A 17,758-nucleotide genomic window follows, 5' to 3' on the forward strand; every position below is an offset into this window, starting at 1 on the left:
GGAGAAAGCAGCCAAGAGCTACAGCAGATAAGAACGGTTGATAACCCTCGGAGGAGAAAAGTATCAGAATCTATAACAGATTAGAGGCATGGATAAACATACCATGCCTTTTTATTGCAAATGGTTTTAGGAATAAAACCTAAAACATACTCAACCGATAATTCTTTGATAAAAGTTCCAAAAGTTTAATTCCCGCCACACTGTTACCTTTTTCATCCAGCGCAGGACCAAAGATTCCGATTCCAAATTTACCTGGAACCGCGCCCATAATCCCGCCCGATACCCCGCTTTTCGCCGGAATCCCGATTTTTATGGCAAATTCTCCAGATGCATTATACATTCCGCATGTAACCATAAAGGTTTTGCAAATTCGGGCTACATCTTCAGGCATAATCCTTTTACCATTAAGAGGATCTATTCCATCCATGGCAAAAATCATCCCGATGCGACCTAAATCCAAACAGTTCATTTCAATTGCACACTGTTTTGTATATAAATCCAATAATGCATCGACATCCTCTGTGATGATATGATGCTGCTTAAGAAAATAACATAATGCCCGATTTAAATCCGCTGTTTCAAATTCGGATTGAGCTACTTGCTCACAATATCCAATGGAAGAGTCATCGGCCAATTCCCGAATAAAGCTTAATAAGCGATTAAAGCGATCCGCTATAGAATCCCCTTTGATCATATGCGTCACCACAAGTGCTCCTGCATTGATCATCGGGTTTAACGGTTTAGCAGGAGCCATTGTTTCCAATTTGGCAATTGAATTAAACGGGTCTCCTGTCGGTTCCATTCCCACCCGTTCAAATACATAATGAAATCCTCTTTCCATTAAAACAAGGGCTAAACTTATTACCTTTGAGATACTTTGCAGCGTAATCTTTTTATCAATATCTCCGGCCGAGATACACCTTCCATCGGGATAATGAATCGCAATGGACAAATCATCCCGATTTGCTTTCCCTAGCTCCGGTATATAGTCTGCAACCTTGCCATCTTTTGTATAACGTTTTGCTTCTTCGACTAATAGCTTTAATTCGCTACTTTTTTGACATGGCATTTTCATCACCCATAGTAGTATAGGCCTGTGACATCACCCTCATTCATCAGCGATAATGGACCTTGTATTAAAAACGATTGGGAGTATGTGATTATGATGAAAAACTGTTTAATAATAGACAAATCGATGTCGTTTAACACATGTATGAAACATTGCCAAACCATCAGATTATAATAAATGATTTTACAAAAAATTTAGAAATTGGTATTTCGAAGCTTTTTTCTTGAAAAAAGTGCTCAATTACTCTATTATATTTCTTTGTTAATTAATTTTTTAATAGTGTATATATTGTTTAATAAAAAGGCTCGTGGGAAGATCACTTTTATAAAAATGTGCTTTTTATAATTGTTTTTTTAATCGATTCACCTATACCATCCATACCGGCCAATCGAAAGGGGAATTAGAGATGTTAGAAGTTATGGAAAAATCGAAGGAATTGAAAGCAGAGCAACTGGATGTCCTTGACCAATTGTTAAAGCCAGAGGTTCAGGAGTCCTTGACTACTTTAGTGGAGCAGCTTCCAAAATTGACCGAACTTGTGAATGTTTTAACAAAATCGTATGACTTTGCTCAGTCAGTTGCTACGGACGAAGTATTAAAAAACGATACAATCGGTGCCATTACAGAGATTGTTGAACCTATTAAAGATACAGTGAAAAGCGTTGCTGCAACAGTGATCGAAGCAAAAGATCGTGCAGAGGATAGTAATGAAGTGATTGGTTTATTCGGACTTTTGAAAATGATTAAAGATCCTCAAGCTCAAAAGCTTTTCCGTTTCGTTAACGCATACCTTGAAGTTTCCGGAGAACGTTCAGCAAAATAATTATTATACTACATCCATAGAGACGGGGGAGAGACCATGTCAAAAAAAGTTGTCATCTTAGGTGCCGGTTATGGCGGACTATTAGCTGCAATGAATATTCGTAAGTATTTAAATAAAGATCAAGCACAAGTAACTGTGATTAATCAGTACCCTACACACCAAATTATCACAGAGCTTCACCGTTTGGCTGCAGGAAGTGTGGCAGAACAAGCTGTTGCAATGCCTTTAGCGAAGCTTTTCAAAGGAAAAGATATTGATCTTAAAATTGCAAAGGTTGAATCTTTCTCTGCAGATCAGAAAGAAGTAAAACTATCAGATGGATCTTCTTTATCCTACGATGCTTTAGTTGTTGCATTGGGAAGCAAAACTGCTTACTTCGGTATTCCGGGATTAGAAGAAAACAGCATGGTGTTAAAATCAGCAGACGATGCCAATAAAATCTATCAACATATCGAAGAACGAATTGCTGAATATGCCAAAACTAAGAATGAAGCAGATGCAACGATCCTTATTGGCGGCGGCGGTCTAACCGGCGTTGAGTTGGTAGGAGAAATTGCGGATATGATGCCTAAACTTGCGAGAAGCTATGGCGTAAATCCTAAAGAAGTGAAGCTAATGCTAGTTGAAGCAGGTCCTAGGATCTTACCAGTGTTACCAGCAGCATTAATCGAACGCGCAACTGCAAGTCTAGAAGCTCGTGGTGTTCAGTTCTTAACAGGTCTTCCGGTAACAAACGTAGACAAAAATGTCATTGATTTAAAAGATGGACAAAAGATTACGGCTAATACGTTTGTTTGGACTGGCGGCGTACAAGGTAATCCACTAGTAGGTCAATCAGGCCTTGATGTGGATCGTGGACGCGCAACCGTTAATGAATATCTTCAATCTACTTCTCATAAAGACGTATTTGTTGTTGGTGACAGTGCGGTTGTTTTTGGAGAAGATGGACGCCCATTCCCTCCTACTGCCCAAATAGCTTGGCAAATGGGAGAGCAAACAGGTTACAATGTATTTGCTTTCTTGGAAAATAAATCATTTAAAGAGTTTACTCAAGTTAATTCTGGAACACTAGCAAGCTTGGGACGTAAAGATGCAGTTGCTTCCATTGGTGCAAACTCCATCCCCCTTAAAGGACTTCCAGCTTCGTTAATGAAAGAAGCTAGTAATGTTCGATATTTATCACATATTAAAGCATTATATAGTTTAGCTTATTAATTCTATGGGTTTTAACGTTTTGTTCGGTAGGACGTTATTTCTATCTTTCCATAATATTCTCTTTAAGGAGATTAGGCTTATTTATAGTAAAACCACGGCGTTCCATTAAACGCTGTGGTTTTATTATTATTTAAAAAATAATATAAACATATTGTCACATACCTACAATCGTGTTACTATTAGATGAAATTAATTCCTTTAACTTGGTCCAGAGAGGCCAAAAAGGCAAAAGTAAACTTTATATATATATTTATGTATATAATGCCCTTTTGTCCATTGGATAAAAGGGCTTTTATTTTGCCGACTATCTTTTAATCAAAGTCCCGTGAGGCTTGAAAGGAGAACGACAAAAATGGATTATCGTAAAAAAACAGTAGTTGCATCAGTAGCAGGTTTAACACTAGAGGGTATGGATATTATGTTCATCTCCTTTGCAATGTCAATGATTATTGCCCAGTTTCATATTGACATGGTATCCGGAGGTCTTATTTCCTCAATTACAAACATAGGAATGCTAGCAGGAGGAATGATTTTCGGTATTTTAGCAGATAAATTCGGGAGAGTTCGAGTATTTACCTATACAATTCTACTTTTTGCGATTGGAACAGCGTTAACAGGGCTGGCTCAAAATATTGAACAGGTTTACGTTTTTCGATTTATAGCCGGTTTAGGTGCAGGTGGAGAATATGGGATTGGTATGGCGCTTGTCGCGGAAGCATGGCCAAAGAATAAACAGGGTCGCGCTTCTTCCTACGTTAGTATCGGTGCTCAATACGGTGTGATCCTTGCAGCACTTCTTAGTGCCATGATTCTTCCTGCCTGGGGATGGAGAGGATTGTTTTTCGTTGGTTTGGTTCCGGTTATCTTCGCTTTTATCGTAAGAAGGAAATTAGACGAATCTCCTGTTTGGGTAGAAACTCAAAAGCAAAAACAACTTCTGCCTCGGCAGGGGAAATTAAAGCAATTGTTTGCTGATCCTAGAACTTCAGTCACAACGATTGCGTTAGCCATCATGGCAACTGTCCAAATCGCTGGTTATAATGGTTTGATGATTTGGCTGCCATCGATGCTTCAACAATCTCAAGGATTATCCGTATCCAATTCGGCTCTTTGGACAATTAGTACGGCTGTAGGGATGATTGCCGGAATGTTAACCTTTGGCCAATTTATCGATCGATTTGGAATGAAGCGGTCATATGGAATTTTCCTTGCTGCTTCTGCTTTAGCGGTGTTCTTATATTCCTATGCATCAGGAAGTGCGGGTCTTTTAATCGGCGGGGCGCTTGTCGGATTCTTCTCAAATGGAATGTTTGCCGGATATGGTGCCTTAATCAGTAATTATTATCCAGTTGAAGTTCGCAGTACAGCAACCAATACCATCTTTAACTTTGGCAGAGCATTGGGCGGATTATCTCCCATTTTAGTGGGTTACATCCTGCAGCATACGAATGTTAAGGTCGCAATGGGCTATCTTGCCGTACTTTACTGCATCTCCTTTATCGCTATGATTAGTTTGAAAAAAGGAAAAGGTTCCAAAAAACAGCTCCCTGTATTTTCTAAAGTGGAGTCCTTTTAAGAAAAAAACCCAAGTGAATGTACTTCACTTGGGTTTTTTGTCTAGTTGGATGATAATAATATAAGAGGGCATTTTAACTTATTTATATAATAAAAATGCGTATAAAAGTGAATTAGGTATTTAGAAAGAAGTGAAAAGAATGAAAGAAATCCCCTCGATCTCTTCATCGATTATTAAACAGGCTTTATCGGTTAATAAAAAGCCGTTTCCATGGTTAAAGGCATTTTCTGCAGGAGTAGCTGCGTCTTTGCCTATTTTAATTGGCTTATTATTAGGCAATTTTAAATATGGGTTGATCGCTGGAATGGGTGGTTTTACCTATCTTTACGTATTTAATATTCCATATGCTCAAAGGGCTAAAAAAATATTTTTTGTCTTAGTTGCTTTGTCAATACTAACTGCGTTAGGGACACTTGTTGCTCCATATCCAATGGCAATTGCCATTTTAATGGGGATGATTGGAGCAGCAGCCATATTCACTTTTGGAGCATTAAGAATTACAGGTCCTTCGGCCATCTTTTTTGTTCTAGTTTTTTCAATGACAACAGGTATGCCTGTTCAACCAGAACAAGCCCTTGTTCGAGCAGGACTTGTTTTCCTTGGCGGAAGCCTGTCGTGGATTATTGCGATGCTAGGTTATTTTTTTGACCCGCATGGTCCAGAAAAGAGTGTAATGAAAAGGACCTTAATCGAGCTAGTAGCCTTTCTTGATTCTGTCGGAACTGAGCGTTTTAACGAGTCGAGACATCGTGTCATGTCAGTCTTGAATGAGGCCGAAGAAACACTTGCTTCGGGTTATATCTCCTGGAATCAAACAGACTTTTTTAAAAGATTATATGTATTAAATAATTCGGCTCGTACGTTATTCACATACATTCTTGAAAATTACTCCGAACATCCTGTCAAGTTGCCGCCTGAATTAGGGCATTCGCTTCGGAAAATGACTTTATCGTTAGACACTAAAAGGAAAGGTCATTATTCCGAACAGAAAATTTTACAGCCGGATCTAATGGATGATCAAATTGCTTACTTGTTTAAACTCATCTATGATGCAGATGCAATCTTTAACGAACCCGCTTCTAAAATTAATAAAGAAGTTGAATTTGCGAAGTCCTCCACAAAGACTGTGCTTGGGGGGGCATTTGACAAAAATTCGATCATTTTTATTTCAGCTTTAAGGTTTGGTATTGTCACAACGATAGCTGCCATTATCGCTTTTCAATTTGGACTGGTGCGGTCTTATTGGGTACCGTTATCCTGTGTGGCTGTTATGTCAGGAGTCTCGATTGTGGCCACTTTTCATCGCGCTATCCAAAGAGGAATTGGTACATTGCTAGGGATCTTAATCGCAAGTGTCATACTCTCCTTTCATCCGAGTGGTTATTTAATCGCTTTGCTTGTTTTATTATTAACGTTTATAACAGAGCTGTTTATCGTGAAAAATTATGGATTAGCCGCACTGTTTTTTACACCGAACGCTTTACTTATGGCTGAAAGTACCAGTTTGGGGAATTTTAACTTTACCTATTTTGCTTCTGCAAGAATAATGGATGTTATAATCGGCAGTTTCATTGGTCTCTTGGGAGTATGGTTAGTAGGGAGGAGATCGGCCTCTAGTCGTATTCCTCACCTGATATCGAAAACGATTCGGAGTCAAGCACAATTGTTAATTATTCTGTTCTCTGACCAAGGAAAAGGGGTCAAGGCAAGAGAAAACAGAGGGTTAAACAAGATAAAAACGAATATCAATAATTTAAAAACCCTTTATAATACAGCTTTAGGTGAAATTCCTGCTGATCGAAGTGCGTTAGATTATTACTGGACTGTGGTATTCTCCATTGAACATTTAGGCTATTTATTGGAAGATTGCGCTAAAACAGGTGCACGACGGGCCCTTTCGGATGAGATACTAGCCCAATTGCTTTATGTTTGTGAAACAATGGCCATCGCGGCAGAGCTGAAAAGGTCGCCAACAATGAGAAGAGTTCCTGAAATAGAAGCATTTCCAGGCATCCAAAATGAGATTGTAAATTTACAAAAAGGACTTCAAACAAGCGACTAGTATGCTAAAAAAATAAAGAGAAACAAAGGCCTATCAACGAGATAGGCCTTTGTTTCTCTTTATTATGGAATTTTCTGTTAGCTTTTCTTACCAGTTTTGATACAACTTACGATTCTTTCAGTAGAATACAATCAATAGTTGTACTTATATCACGAAAGGCAAAAAAGGGAAGGGGGGCTATATTGCACAGATGAAATTCAGAACACTCAGGAAGAATACGAAGATTTTAATCTATCCTTCAATGATGAAAAGAAAAAGGAGTGAATGCAATGAGTACCATATCTATGGAAGAACAAGAAACCTTGATAGAAAAGGACCCCTCTTTATACAATGAGGATCTTGCACCACTTGAAAAGGGAAAGAGGAATTGGAATTGGCTGAACTATACGACCGTTTGGATGGGGATGGTTCATAATATTGTCGCCTATGAAACAGCAGGTAGTTTGCTTGGTTTAGGAATGAGTGTGTGGCAGGCGCTAGCGACAGTAATAGCCGCAAATATCATCCTCATTATCGCGATGTGGCTGAATAGTGCAGCTGGAGCTAAATACGGTATTCCATTTCCGGTTCTCATTCGCGCTTCTTTTGGCTATAAAGGGGCACAGCTTCCCATCATTATCAGGGCGTTTGTGGCGATCTTCTGGTTTGCCGTTCAAGCCTATTTGGGCAGTAAAGCTGTTGGTGCCGTTCTAGGGGCATTAATTCCAAGCTGGAACAGTTTGTCTTCTATTCATGTTTTAGGTATGGGATTAAATGATGCCCTTGCAGTGGCGCTTTTCTGGATCCTACATGCGTGGGTCATCTCTCATGGGATGGATAGAGTTAAATTCTTTGAACTTTGGGCAGGCCCCCTTGTAATTGTTCTAGGTTTAGCTTTAGTCATTTGGGCGATTTCTGTATCAAATGGATTGGGACCACTATTTGATGAACCAGCAAAATTAACAGGTGGAGCCTTTTGGAGTGCATTTGGGATATCGATTACCGGACTGATTGGAACGTGGGCGACTTTAATATTGAATATTCCAGATTTTACGAGGTTTGCCCGAAGTCAAAAAGATCAAGTCATAGGTCAGGCAATTGGTTTGCCAGGAACAGCGATTATTTTTGCCATTATGAGTATTATTACCACTTCGGGAACGATTATTGCTTTTGGCAGACCGATTTGGGATCCAGTCGAATTACTTCAGCAATTCGGAAATCCAATTGTTTTATTCCTAGGTGCTTTTGCCCTGCTTATAGCTACTTTGTCTGTCAATGTGGCTGCAAATGTAGTTTCTCCTGCCTATGATCTAGTAAATTTATTTCCTAGAAAACTTAATTTTGTTAAAGCTGGACTTATTTCGATTGTGGTTGCTTTATTTTTTGCACCATGGCTTTGGTATAACAACTCAGGTACCATTTTTAATGTACTAGGGGCAATCGGCGGCGCACTTGGACCAGTCGGTGGTATTATGATTGCCGATTATTATTTGATTGCACGTAGAAAATATGATTTAGCTAGTTTTTATAAAAAAGATGGAATATACGAGTATACAAATGGCTGGAACGTTAAGGCACTTATTGCCTTGGTGATCGGGCTGATTGCATCCTTTATTGGATTAATAATCCCTGCTTTGAAGGAGCTTTACACGTATTCATGGTTCTTTGGGATTGGTCTCGGTTTCATTTCCTACCTTCTCTTAATGAAATCAGAAAAATGGTCGAAAGCAAATCTTGAAAACGTAGAGACTACGATCTAATTTCTCATTCAAAAACAAAGGCCCATCAATATAGACGGGCCTTTGTTTCTGTTCTTTACATTTATCTAGGTGCTTGCATTTGCTTGTCCTGAACCCAAGTATTATACTAAAGTCAGTTTGTTTACCATAAGTAGAACCGTTTGCTTTATAAGGGGGAAGGACTTTTGAATCGCGACTCACTCCAATCTATTGAATATGAAATTGCCTTGTTGGTTCGGCTTACAACAGCTTATAGTCCTAAATTAGGTGAATTGGACCGTTCGGAGTATCTTATATTGAGTGAAATTAATGAAAATGGCCCGCTGGCCATTAATGTTATTGCTGAAAAACTAATGTTAAACATATCAACAGCGAGCAGGCAGGTTGGTACATTAGAATCCAAAGAATATATTAAACGTTTTCCAGACCCAGACAATGGCAGGATTAGTCTAATCGAAATTACCAATAAGGGACAAGAGATCCTAAACATTGTTCAAAGTGCTCGCTATAAGTTTTATTCCGAAGTACTTCAACATTGGTCTAATTCGGAATTAAAACAATTGGAGGATAATTTAGTTCGTTTAAATATGGATTTTAAAAAGAGGAAATAATCCTATTTTTTTTATATTTCCAAAAAAATAAGAAGAACTTTACATAGAGAAGGATTGTGGCCCGTTGTCACGATCTTTTTTATTTTCACTAGTACTTAAAAAGTAAAGTTATCATTGATTTTTTTTCTATAAGTTGTATAATACAAGTTGCTATATACAATATAGATATAGTGATTATGTTGATAAGCATTATGAAACAAAACTATTACGAAAATTTTCAAATATTGAAAGGAGGAAAATCAATGAGTCGACAAATCAATACGGCAGCTTCAGAGACTGAAAAAGTTGCTGTCCCACAATATTTGGTTATATCCATCTTGACAATCCTTGCGATTGGTTCACAGTATTTTTCTAATCTGTCTTACATCTTAAACCAAGGTATTATTCAAAATGGGCTGGGGCTAGGTTCAAATCATTTGCTAATCCCATCTACCTTATCGAATTTGGCATTTGCACTTGGTGTTCCACTGGGTCCAGTACTTACGAGAAAGTTTGGATTAAGAAAAAATTATTTAACATTTGTGTTTATTTTTTTATGTGGCTCCATTATTTCTGTACTCTCACCTGGATTGATTATTTTAATTGTAGGTAGAATCATTCAAGGGTTGAGTGCGGGTATGCTTTTTTTAACCATTTTGCCAGTGAGTCTGAGATCTTTCCCAAATGCCATCCGAAATACCTTTTTGTTTATGGTCATTACCGGATTATTTGGATCAAGTGCCATTGGAGCTTTATTTGGTTCGATTTCTTTAAGAGCTGATGCATGGCGTTGGTTATTTGTTTTAAATGTAATTGCATCAGTATGCTGCTTAATAATTGGTTTTTTTGGTTTACCTAAGCATGAAGAGCCTGTTCATGATCATAGTCCTGTGGATAAAACAGGCGTATTTTTGTTGAGTCTTCTTATGATTGTACTCGCTTTTCCACTCTGTAACCTATTAGAAAAAGGGTTTACTTCCTTATATGTTTGGCCCTTTCTTCTTGTAGGGCTAATCTTGCTGCTTTTGTTTGTTTATGTGGACGTAAAAGCCGAAACACCAATCGTTCCGTTTAGGACATTAAAGGCACCAAAACCTATTTCTGGTACCATTATGGCTGTCGCATCCCATGTTTCCCTTATCGTAGCCATTGCAGGGATAAACGGATTTTTAAGAAATAATTTGAACCTGCCATTTTTATATCTAAGCCATTTTTACTTTTGGTTTTTTGTAGGCATTGTGTTTACTGCCATATTCAAAACCCTATTTTATGATAAATGGGGGGCCGGCGTACTTGGAATAATGGGCTCACTTATCGTTTTATATATAAGCATTAAGTGGAGAGTGATTGGTCCAGAAACAACTTTATCTTCATTATATTTTCAAGTTGCCTGTTTGGGCGCCGGGATCAGTATGACTCTCGTTTCAGGTGCACTTGGAACTGCGCTAGCCGGAGATATTCATCAGGCATCGATGAGGTCCGTCACCTTGCACTCTATTCGAAATTTTATTGGTGCAGTTATTTCACCAGTGATTGGCTGGTTTTTAACAAGACAAAATGCTCAAAACTATGAAGATATACGCGGACAAGTTGACCCAAATAGTTCAGAATTTAAATGGGAAATGACAAAATTAATTCATTCCTTAATGGGTAAACACGTGTCTTTATCGGATGCAAAAAGTACAGCGGCATATGAACTAGTCGCCAATTCTAAAAAATCGGCTATTTTGGGTGCCTATCATGATTTGTTTACGTTCTTACTTGTTCTCAGCATTATCATGCTGATTGGCTCGATAGGAAAAACTTTAACTGGCAAAGGACGGTCATTGGTTCAGAAACAGAAGAAAGTACTCTTATCAGATAAAAAAGTGAAAGCTGGAATGGAGACATCTGTTTAAATTTACAAGGAAATTTTTAAAAAATGTGAGGAGAGATTTCAAACATGAGTAAAGGTCGTTTATTACTGATTAATGTTGTTGGGATGATCGTTGTTTTGGCTTTAATTGCAGCAGGTGGATACTTCTACTATGAAAATCAGAACTTTGTAAAAACCGATGATGCCGTTGTATCAGCAGAAATTAACCAAATCGTCGCAACTAATTCCGGCATACTGACTAATTGGACTGCGAAAGAGGGGGAAGTTGTCACTGGAAATCAAGAAATTGGAAAAATTGCAACGGGACAACAAGCTCTTCCTGTCGATAGCATGGCTAAAGGAACCATCATCAAAAATGAAGCAAAAACAAATCAAATGGTACAGGCTGGTCAGGTTTTGGCGCAAACAGCGGATATGGATCATTTATATATTACAGCCAACATTGATGAAGACCAATTAAACAATATTGTAGTAGGAGATACTGTCGATATTACAGTCGACGGAGATGCTGAAGCAACCTTTAATGGTCAGATCGAGGAAATTGGTTATGCGACCAATTCCGTATTTTCTGCTCTTCCGTCTCAAAACTCGAACGGTACCTATACAAAGGTAACTCAAAAAGTACCTGTGAAAATTTCAGTTGAAAATCCTTCAAGTAAGGTACTTCCAGGCATGAATGCCGAGGTCAAAATTTCTATTTAGTACTCCTCCAAATACCCTTTTGCTCTTTCAATGGAGGATTTTCTTTTTACCTAATGAAAAAGGCCACCTCCGAGTAGGGAAGTGGCCTTTATGTAATTACATAGATTGTCGATCTTCGAATGGGAAATCATCTCTTGAGATTCGTTTTTTCAGCAGTCCAAAGAAATTTTCAATTTCTCGTTCGGCACTTAAGAGAGAATCAGAGCCATGGATCACATTTTCTTCTTTTGAAAAGGCAAAGTCACCACGAATGGTGCCTGGCACTGCTTCCGTCGGACTTGTCTTTCCAATCATGAGACGAGAAACTTCGATAATATTTTCTCCTTCCCAGACCATGGCAAAAACAGGACCTGAGGTAATGAAATCCACTAATTCTCCAAAAAACGGCTTTTCCTGATGTTCCATATAATGATATTCAGCTTTACTGCGGTCCACTGTCATTAGCTCGGCATTCAATAGGATAAAGCCCTTTTGTTCAAAGCGGCGGATAACTTCTCCGATTAACCCGCGTTTCACCCCATCAGGTTTAACCATGATAAACGTGCGTTGTAAACTCATACGATCACCTCGAAAAAAATAGATAGTTTGATGAGAACCACCGGACAGCACATAGAATGCTATATTTTTCAAAGGTGGATTCTACACATATTCATTATGGGAAAATAATATAGATTTCAAACGAAGAAAATAAAAAAGGAATATACCTATAGTATATTTGGAAAGCTCTTTCAGTTAACTAGGAGAGAAATTTTTTTGCATCCTCATGAACGAATTGATCAATACTAAATACTAGTTGATAAATTCCTGAGGAGTGGAACATATTGTGTGTCGATGGATTGAAACAAACCTACATGAAAGTAGATAATATTAATTTGTACTGTGAATACCTACTAACTGATAAACCACCCATTCTTCTGATCCACGGCTTCGCTTCTTCTACTTATACGTTTCGTCGTATCATCCCTTTATTACAAGAGAAGTTTTCAATACTGGCGATTGACCTCCCAGGTTTTGGGAAAAGTGAGAAATCTACCTCGTTTGTTTATAGTTTTGAAAACTATGCAAAGTTAATGATTGAATGTATCCACCATTTTGGATTTGCTAGCACCTGTATAGTTGCCCATTCGATGGGCGGTCAAATTGCTTTAAATATGGCGCGCATCGCTCCTGAGAAAATTAATAAACTAATTTTATTAAGTAGTTCAGGCTATTTAAAGCGTGCAAAAAAACTTCTCATTTGCAGTTCCTATTTACCATTCTTTGATAAAATCATTCATTATTATATTGGAAGAAAGGATGTCAAATATCACTTGGGCAATGTTTTTTTTAATCAATCCTTAATCAATGATGAATTGATTCGTGAATTTGGCAGGCCCCTGGCGGAAAAAGGATTTTATAAAGCTTTAATCCGACTAATTCGTCACCGTGAGGGTGATTTGTTGCCACAACAACTAAAGGATATTCAAGTTCCAACATTATTATTATGGGGAGAAGAAGATCGAGTGGTACCAGTGGAGGTTGGCAAACAATTAGTTCAGGATTTACCAGATGCCAGGTTAATTACTTATGAAGAAACAGGACATTTAATTACGGAGGAAAGACCAGAGTTTGTTTTCAGAAATATATTGATGCATACAAACTAATGATTAAAACAAAATTCCAACATTCTAGTGAAAAAGGAAGCTGACTCAAAAAAGTTGTTAGTTAACGATTTTATGAGCCAGCTTATTTCTTTTAAAAAAGTTATGGAAATTAGGATAGTTTAACTTTTGCCTCTTCATAATAAGGCTCTCCGACTTTCAGAATAAATTGTAGAATGTCATCAGCTGCATTTTCATTTATAAAATTTCTCTGGCAGTTGATAATTTTAGTTAATTTATCACCATCATTTTCAAGTAATTTGGTTATAGTCTGCTTTATGTCCTTTGGGTTTTTACATACCACTCCCAAACCGAAATTCTCAGCAAATGCTGGATTATCCTCTTCCTGGCCTGGCAATGCACCCGTAATAATTAGCGGTGTATTGGAAGCTATTGCTTCAAACATGACATTCGGACTTCCACGAGTAATAGCGATATCAGAAGTGATCATTAAATCTTGTATATTTTGCGTGAAACCATAAATCTCTACTCGATTGCCATATTGGGCTTTAAGGGATTTTTCCAGCTTGGTTTTTAGTTTTTCATTTTTCCCGGCTACAAGTGTTACGGTACAGTCAAAATGATCAAGCAGGTTTTCTGCTATTTTCTTCATATTTCCTACACCTTCACCACCACTCATGATCAAACAGTTTAAAGATTGGCCATTTCTATAGAAGGTGCGCTGATTGTAGTTCTTCGGAAAAAATCGTGATCGGACTGGAAATCCCGATACCTTAATTTTCTCATTAGGAATTCCAAATTCAATACACTTGTTTTGGGCTTCAAACGTTGGGCTAATAATGTAATTTGCCCTTTTATCAGCCCAAAGAGGATAAATGTTTACAAGATCGGCAATGAGAGTGATGAAAGGAATATCTATATTTTGCTTTTCTAATATATTCAGTATGGAGCCATTAAAATTAGGATGAACGGATAAAATTAGATCTGGTTTAACTTCGGACAGCAATCTGAGAAAATTATCCTTTATATGTGTTTCAATAAAATTGTCTATTATAGAGGGTTTCAATGCTGTGATTTTCCAAATCATCTTCCATAACTGTTCTGAATTTCTTGTGATGGGACCATAGGATTTTCCAATCTTTAAGAGTAGCTGTTTACCAAGCAAAAAACCATCTACTACATGAATGTTGACGTTATGATGAGCTTTGACTCTCTCACACAGAGATTCTGTAATACTCTTATGTCCATGCCCTGTATGGTTGGAAGAAATGATTAATAATGTTTTTTTCATCCTATCATCCCTTTTTAAGAATATGATTTGGAACGGTCACTCTCATGCATCCAAAGCTTTTTATTGAATCGTTTCATTCTAAATTACTTACCTTAACTTAACTTTAACTTACTAAGTGGGACCATCCACTTTTAATTGAAGGAAGAAGGGCTGTTGGTTAGATTTTTTACGACTTTCTTATACTGTTTCAACGAATTAACTCTGCCAATATAACAATTCTTTTTCTCAAAGTCAGACGTGAAAAATTGTATTGCTTGTGTAGGGAAAAATCTTTTTGTACGGAAACGAAGATCCTTCCAATACACGAAATAGCCATTTTTTCTGACATCTACAAATGGATAGGCATAATTAGTACATGATAGAAAATCTGAAACGATTTGATCATTCCGACTAGTTGAGACCAAACTAGGGAAGTTGATTTTTTTGGTAAAGCTATGCTCAATGGTTAAATTTTTAACAGAATAAGTACCAAATAAGAAATCTTCTTCGGTCTCGATGATGACATCCCATTTAAACAACGAAATACGGGGGATTAGTTTGATTCGTTCTGCATGGATAAAATGACTTTGTAGGTGTCTTTTTGCGAATATGGCAGAAAGAGTGCGGATAACAAGGTAGAAAAATAGGAATAGATAAATGATAAGAAAGGTGATTCCTGCTTGATAGAATAAGATTAGCGCGAAACCGAGAAAATGGAGAAGTAAAATGTAGGGATCTACTAAAGGAACAGCATCCAATGCAATCCATTTTCGAGAAAAGGGCCGCAGTATTTGTGTTCCGTGTACATTAAATAAATCAAAAACTACATGAAGGATAACAGCTAAAAATGTCCATAAAAATAGATGTGAAAATGATGTGCTAGTGAAGAATGGGTATAGCATACCGGATACAAGAATCCCCCATAAGGGAAGAGCAGGAAGTGAATGGGATAGGCCTCTGTGATTCCGAAAATAATTTCCTTTTCCCTTCAAACGATAGAGAAAATCAAAATCGGGAGCATTTGAACCAATAACAGTACCTAAAATGACAGCTTGTGATAAGGTATCATTTGCAGAGACGGACGGATCAATTTGAGAAAGAGCACCTATGCCTAAGCCAATCACAACATGCGAAAAAGTATCCACACTATCACTCCTTAGACTTAATCTTAATTTAACAACCTGTCAAATTTCTAATCCCATGATTCCTAGAAAACTAATTCCCTTTATCATACTGGATAACTAAGAGATTTCTTCCTAAGATATCGTTAAATAATTGTAAATATTTTGTATTCCACTTTTGCTCCCTACCTTTAAGTAAGAATATACAAATTCAAATAAACACTTGATTGGTAAAAGAGGTACTTTCAGCAGAGTAACTGTTAATAGATTACTAAGCTATTCATTTTTATTCTTTTTAAGTAAATCTTTACCGGGCCTTAACAATAGATTAACAATCTTGATTTATATTAGGGAATGAGAAAGATTAAAATTTGATTAAAATATTTAATCTACTTTTAATAATTAACCAGAGGGGGATAGAAGAGGTTACTACTAGGGATATTTAAAGTTGCCATTGTTGTTTATGAATCTGGCAATCTAATGAAAATGTAAACAATGGAAGATACTGCAAACATACTTGGGAGGTTAGGGGAAAATGAAATCTCGTTTTAAGAAGGCTATACCTTTAATCGCAACAACGGTTCTTGCAACAACTGCACTTACCACACAAACCATATTTAATGACAGTGGTAACCAAAATGCTAAGGCACAATCGTTATCAAAAGAAGAAGTGAAAAAGAATGGTGCATCATGGCTCGCAGGTGACCACCATGTACATAGTGAATGGAGTGTAGGCTGGGACAATTCTACAAACCCTCCAACTGCCATAAGAGGTGGCGATGCCATTTATCCAATAGTGAAAAATGCAGAAAATGGTAAGAAGTATGGCCTTGATTGGATGATGACAACCGATCATGGGGGTCCTAACCATTCCAAAGTTAACTTAGAACAGGCTTATCCTGAATTATTAAAATCCCGTGAAGCTGTTCCTGAAGTTCTTCAATTTTACGGAATGGAGTTAGACACACCGGGAGCTGATCACAGCACGCTAATGATTCCAAAAGGTGAAAATGAATCAGAAGTGCTTTATGACCTTGAAAGCAAGTTTAATTCTCGTGAAGCTTATCCAAATGACCCAAGTCGTAACACTGAATCAAAAATGATTGACGCTCTTAATTATATGAAACAAATGGACGAACTTCCGATTTCTATCGCACATCATCCATCTCGTTCTGCGACAGGTGTTGGTGTATGGGGACAAGATACTCCGCAAGAGTTCCGTAATTGGAATGATACTGCACCAAATATATCTATCGGTATGGAAGGTGCTCCTGGTCACCAAGCAGGTGCTATTAATCCAGATGGCTCTCTTGACCCTAAAGGATCTCGTGGTAGTTACTCAAACGCAAACGCACAAACCATGGGTGGATTTGATCAAATGTCAGCTATCGTTGGTGGTTTATGGGATTCGATGTTAGGGGAAGGAAGACATTGGTGGATTACGGCTACGTCTGACTCACATGTTAACTGGCGTGATGGAGGAAGTGACTTCTGGCCAGGTGAATATTCTAAAACATATGTAAAAGCTGAGAAAAACTATGAAGATGTAATGGAAAACCTTCGTAAAGGTAATGTATTTGTTACAACGGGTGACCTTATCTCAGAACTAGATGTAAAAGTACAAGCAGGAGGCAAATCACCATTACATGCAGTGGCAAAAGGAAATTCAGCATCAATCGGTGAAACACTTACACTTCCAAGTAAGCAATCTGATGTAACTGTTACAGTTCGTATCAAAGATCCAAACGCTGCGAATTCTCATGGTGATAAGCCAAATGTTCAACGTGTTGACTTAATCATGGGAGAAGTTAAGGGAAAAGTGGAAGACCGCTCAACGGCATCTAATCCGACAACAAAAGTCGTAAAGCGTTTCACAGAAAGTGACTGGAAAAAAGACGGTGAATACATCTCAATTACTTATACTTTAAAAAATGTCGACAAAGATAGCTATATTCGTTTACGTGGTACTAACACTGACCAATTAGAACCAGTAGCAGATCCAAAAGGTGAAAATCCTTGGAATGATCTTTGGTTCTACTCAAACCCAATTTTCCTCAAATCTAGTAAATAATTATTTATACGAACAGAATAAAGACGGGGGGTCTTAATACTCCTCGTCTTTCCATTATCTAAAT

General features: G+C 37.6%; 14 protein-coding genes. 10 read left to right on the plus strand and 4 right to left on the minus strand.

Features of this window, described 5'->3' with window-relative positions; all coding sequences use genetic code 11:
• Positions 1-139 precede the first annotated feature (139 nt).
• Positions 140-1,069, minus strand: coding sequence for a glutaminase A (gene glsA, locus J7E81_RS05230; RefSeq protein ID WP_215041046.1), 930 nt, complete (start codon positions 1,067-1,069; stop codon positions 140-142).
• 406 nt (positions 1,070-1,475) lie between these two features.
• Here glsA and J7E81_RS05235 point away from each other — a divergent pair, with 406 nt between their 5' ends.
• The 8 genes from J7E81_RS05235 to J7E81_RS05270 all read left to right on the plus strand — a co-directional run bounded on the left by J7E81_RS05235 (position 1,476) and on the right by J7E81_RS05270 (position 11,631).
• Positions 1,476-1,892 carry a helical membrane plugin domain-containing protein gene (locus J7E81_RS05235; protein ID WP_215041047.1) on the plus strand — a complete coding sequence of 139 codons (417 nt, stop codon included), beginning with the start codon at positions 1,476-1,478 and terminating at the stop codon, positions 1,890-1,892.
• Between the two features lie 36 nt (positions 1,893-1,928).
• Positions 1,929-3,107: an NAD(P)/FAD-dependent oxidoreductase gene (locus tag J7E81_RS05240; protein ID WP_215041048.1), complete on the plus strand. Its 1,179-nt coding sequence runs from the start codon at positions 1,929-1,931 to the stop codon at positions 3,105-3,107.
• A 352-nt stretch (positions 3,108-3,459) separates the two neighbouring features.
• Positions 3,460-4,683, plus strand: coding sequence for an MFS transporter (locus J7E81_RS05245; RefSeq protein ID WP_215041049.1), 1,224 nt, complete (start codon positions 3,460-3,462; stop codon positions 4,681-4,683).
• A gap of 139 nt (positions 4,684-4,822) precedes the next feature.
• On the plus strand, positions 4,823-6,745 hold the full coding sequence (locus tag J7E81_RS05250) for an FUSC family protein (RefSeq protein WP_215041050.1): 1,923 nt from the start codon (positions 4,823-4,825) through the stop codon (positions 6,743-6,745).
• A gap of 269 nt (positions 6,746-7,014) precedes the next feature.
• Positions 7,015-8,484, plus strand: a complete 1,470-nt coding sequence (locus tag J7E81_RS05255; protein ID WP_251028432.1) for an NCS1 family nucleobase:cation symporter-1 — start codon at positions 7,015-7,017, stop codon at positions 8,482-8,484.
• 164 nt (positions 8,485-8,648) lie between these two features.
• Positions 8,649-9,074, plus strand: a complete 426-nt coding sequence (locus J7E81_RS05260) for a MarR family winged helix-turn-helix transcriptional regulator (protein ID WP_215041051.1) — start codon at positions 8,649-8,651, stop codon at positions 9,072-9,074.
• 242 nt (positions 9,075-9,316) lie between these two features.
• Positions 9,317-10,951, plus strand: a complete 1,635-nt coding sequence (locus J7E81_RS05265) for an MFS transporter (protein ID WP_215041052.1) — start codon at positions 9,317-9,319, stop codon at positions 10,949-10,951.
• A 44-nt stretch (positions 10,952-10,995) separates the two neighbouring features.
• Positions 10,996-11,631 (plus strand): HlyD family secretion protein, encoded by a 636-nt coding sequence (locus tag J7E81_RS05270; protein ID WP_215041053.1) that lies wholly within the window; start codon positions 10,996-10,998, stop codon positions 11,629-11,631.
• A 96-nt stretch (positions 11,632-11,727) separates the two neighbouring features.
• Here J7E81_RS05270 and ndk read toward each other — a convergent pair whose 3' ends face one another.
• Positions 11,728-12,189 carry a nucleoside-diphosphate kinase gene (gene ndk / locus J7E81_RS05275; protein WP_215041054.1) on the minus strand — a complete coding sequence of 154 codons (462 nt, stop codon included), beginning with the start codon at positions 12,187-12,189 and terminating at the stop codon, positions 11,728-11,730.
• Between the two features lie 263 nt (positions 12,190-12,452).
• On the opposite strand from ndk, the gene J7E81_RS05280 reads away from it, so the two are divergent.
• On the plus strand, positions 12,453-13,274 hold the full coding sequence (locus J7E81_RS05280; protein ID WP_251028433.1) for an alpha/beta fold hydrolase: 822 nt from the start codon (positions 12,453-12,455) through the stop codon (positions 13,272-13,274).
• Between the two features lie 109 nt (positions 13,275-13,383).
• Here J7E81_RS05280 and J7E81_RS05285 read toward each other — a convergent pair whose 3' ends face one another.
• Both J7E81_RS05285 and J7E81_RS05290 read right to left on the minus strand, forming a co-directional pair.
• Positions 13,384-14,523, minus strand: coding sequence for an MGDG synthase family glycosyltransferase (locus J7E81_RS05285; protein WP_215041055.1), 1,140 nt, complete (start codon positions 14,521-14,523; stop codon positions 13,384-13,386).
• 131 nt (positions 14,524-14,654) lie between these two features.
• Entirely contained in the window at positions 14,655-15,647 is a 993-nt protein-coding gene (locus J7E81_RS05290; RefSeq protein ID WP_215041056.1) for a metal-dependent hydrolase, read from the minus strand.
• Positions 15,648-16,158: 511 nt separating this feature from the next.
• Here J7E81_RS05290 and J7E81_RS05295 point away from each other — a divergent pair.
• Complete coding sequence (locus J7E81_RS05295; RefSeq protein WP_215041057.1) at positions 16,159-17,694, plus strand: CehA/McbA family metallohydrolase domain-containing protein; 1,536 nt, start codon at positions 16,159-16,161, stop codon at positions 17,692-17,694.
• Positions 17,695-17,758: the final 64 nt, after the last annotated feature.

The sequence above is a fragment of the Bacillus sp. ISL-18 genome (assembly GCF_018613415.1).
In the GTDB taxonomy this organism is placed as follows: domain Bacteria; phylum Bacillota; class Bacilli; order Bacillales; family Cytobacillaceae; genus Neobacillus.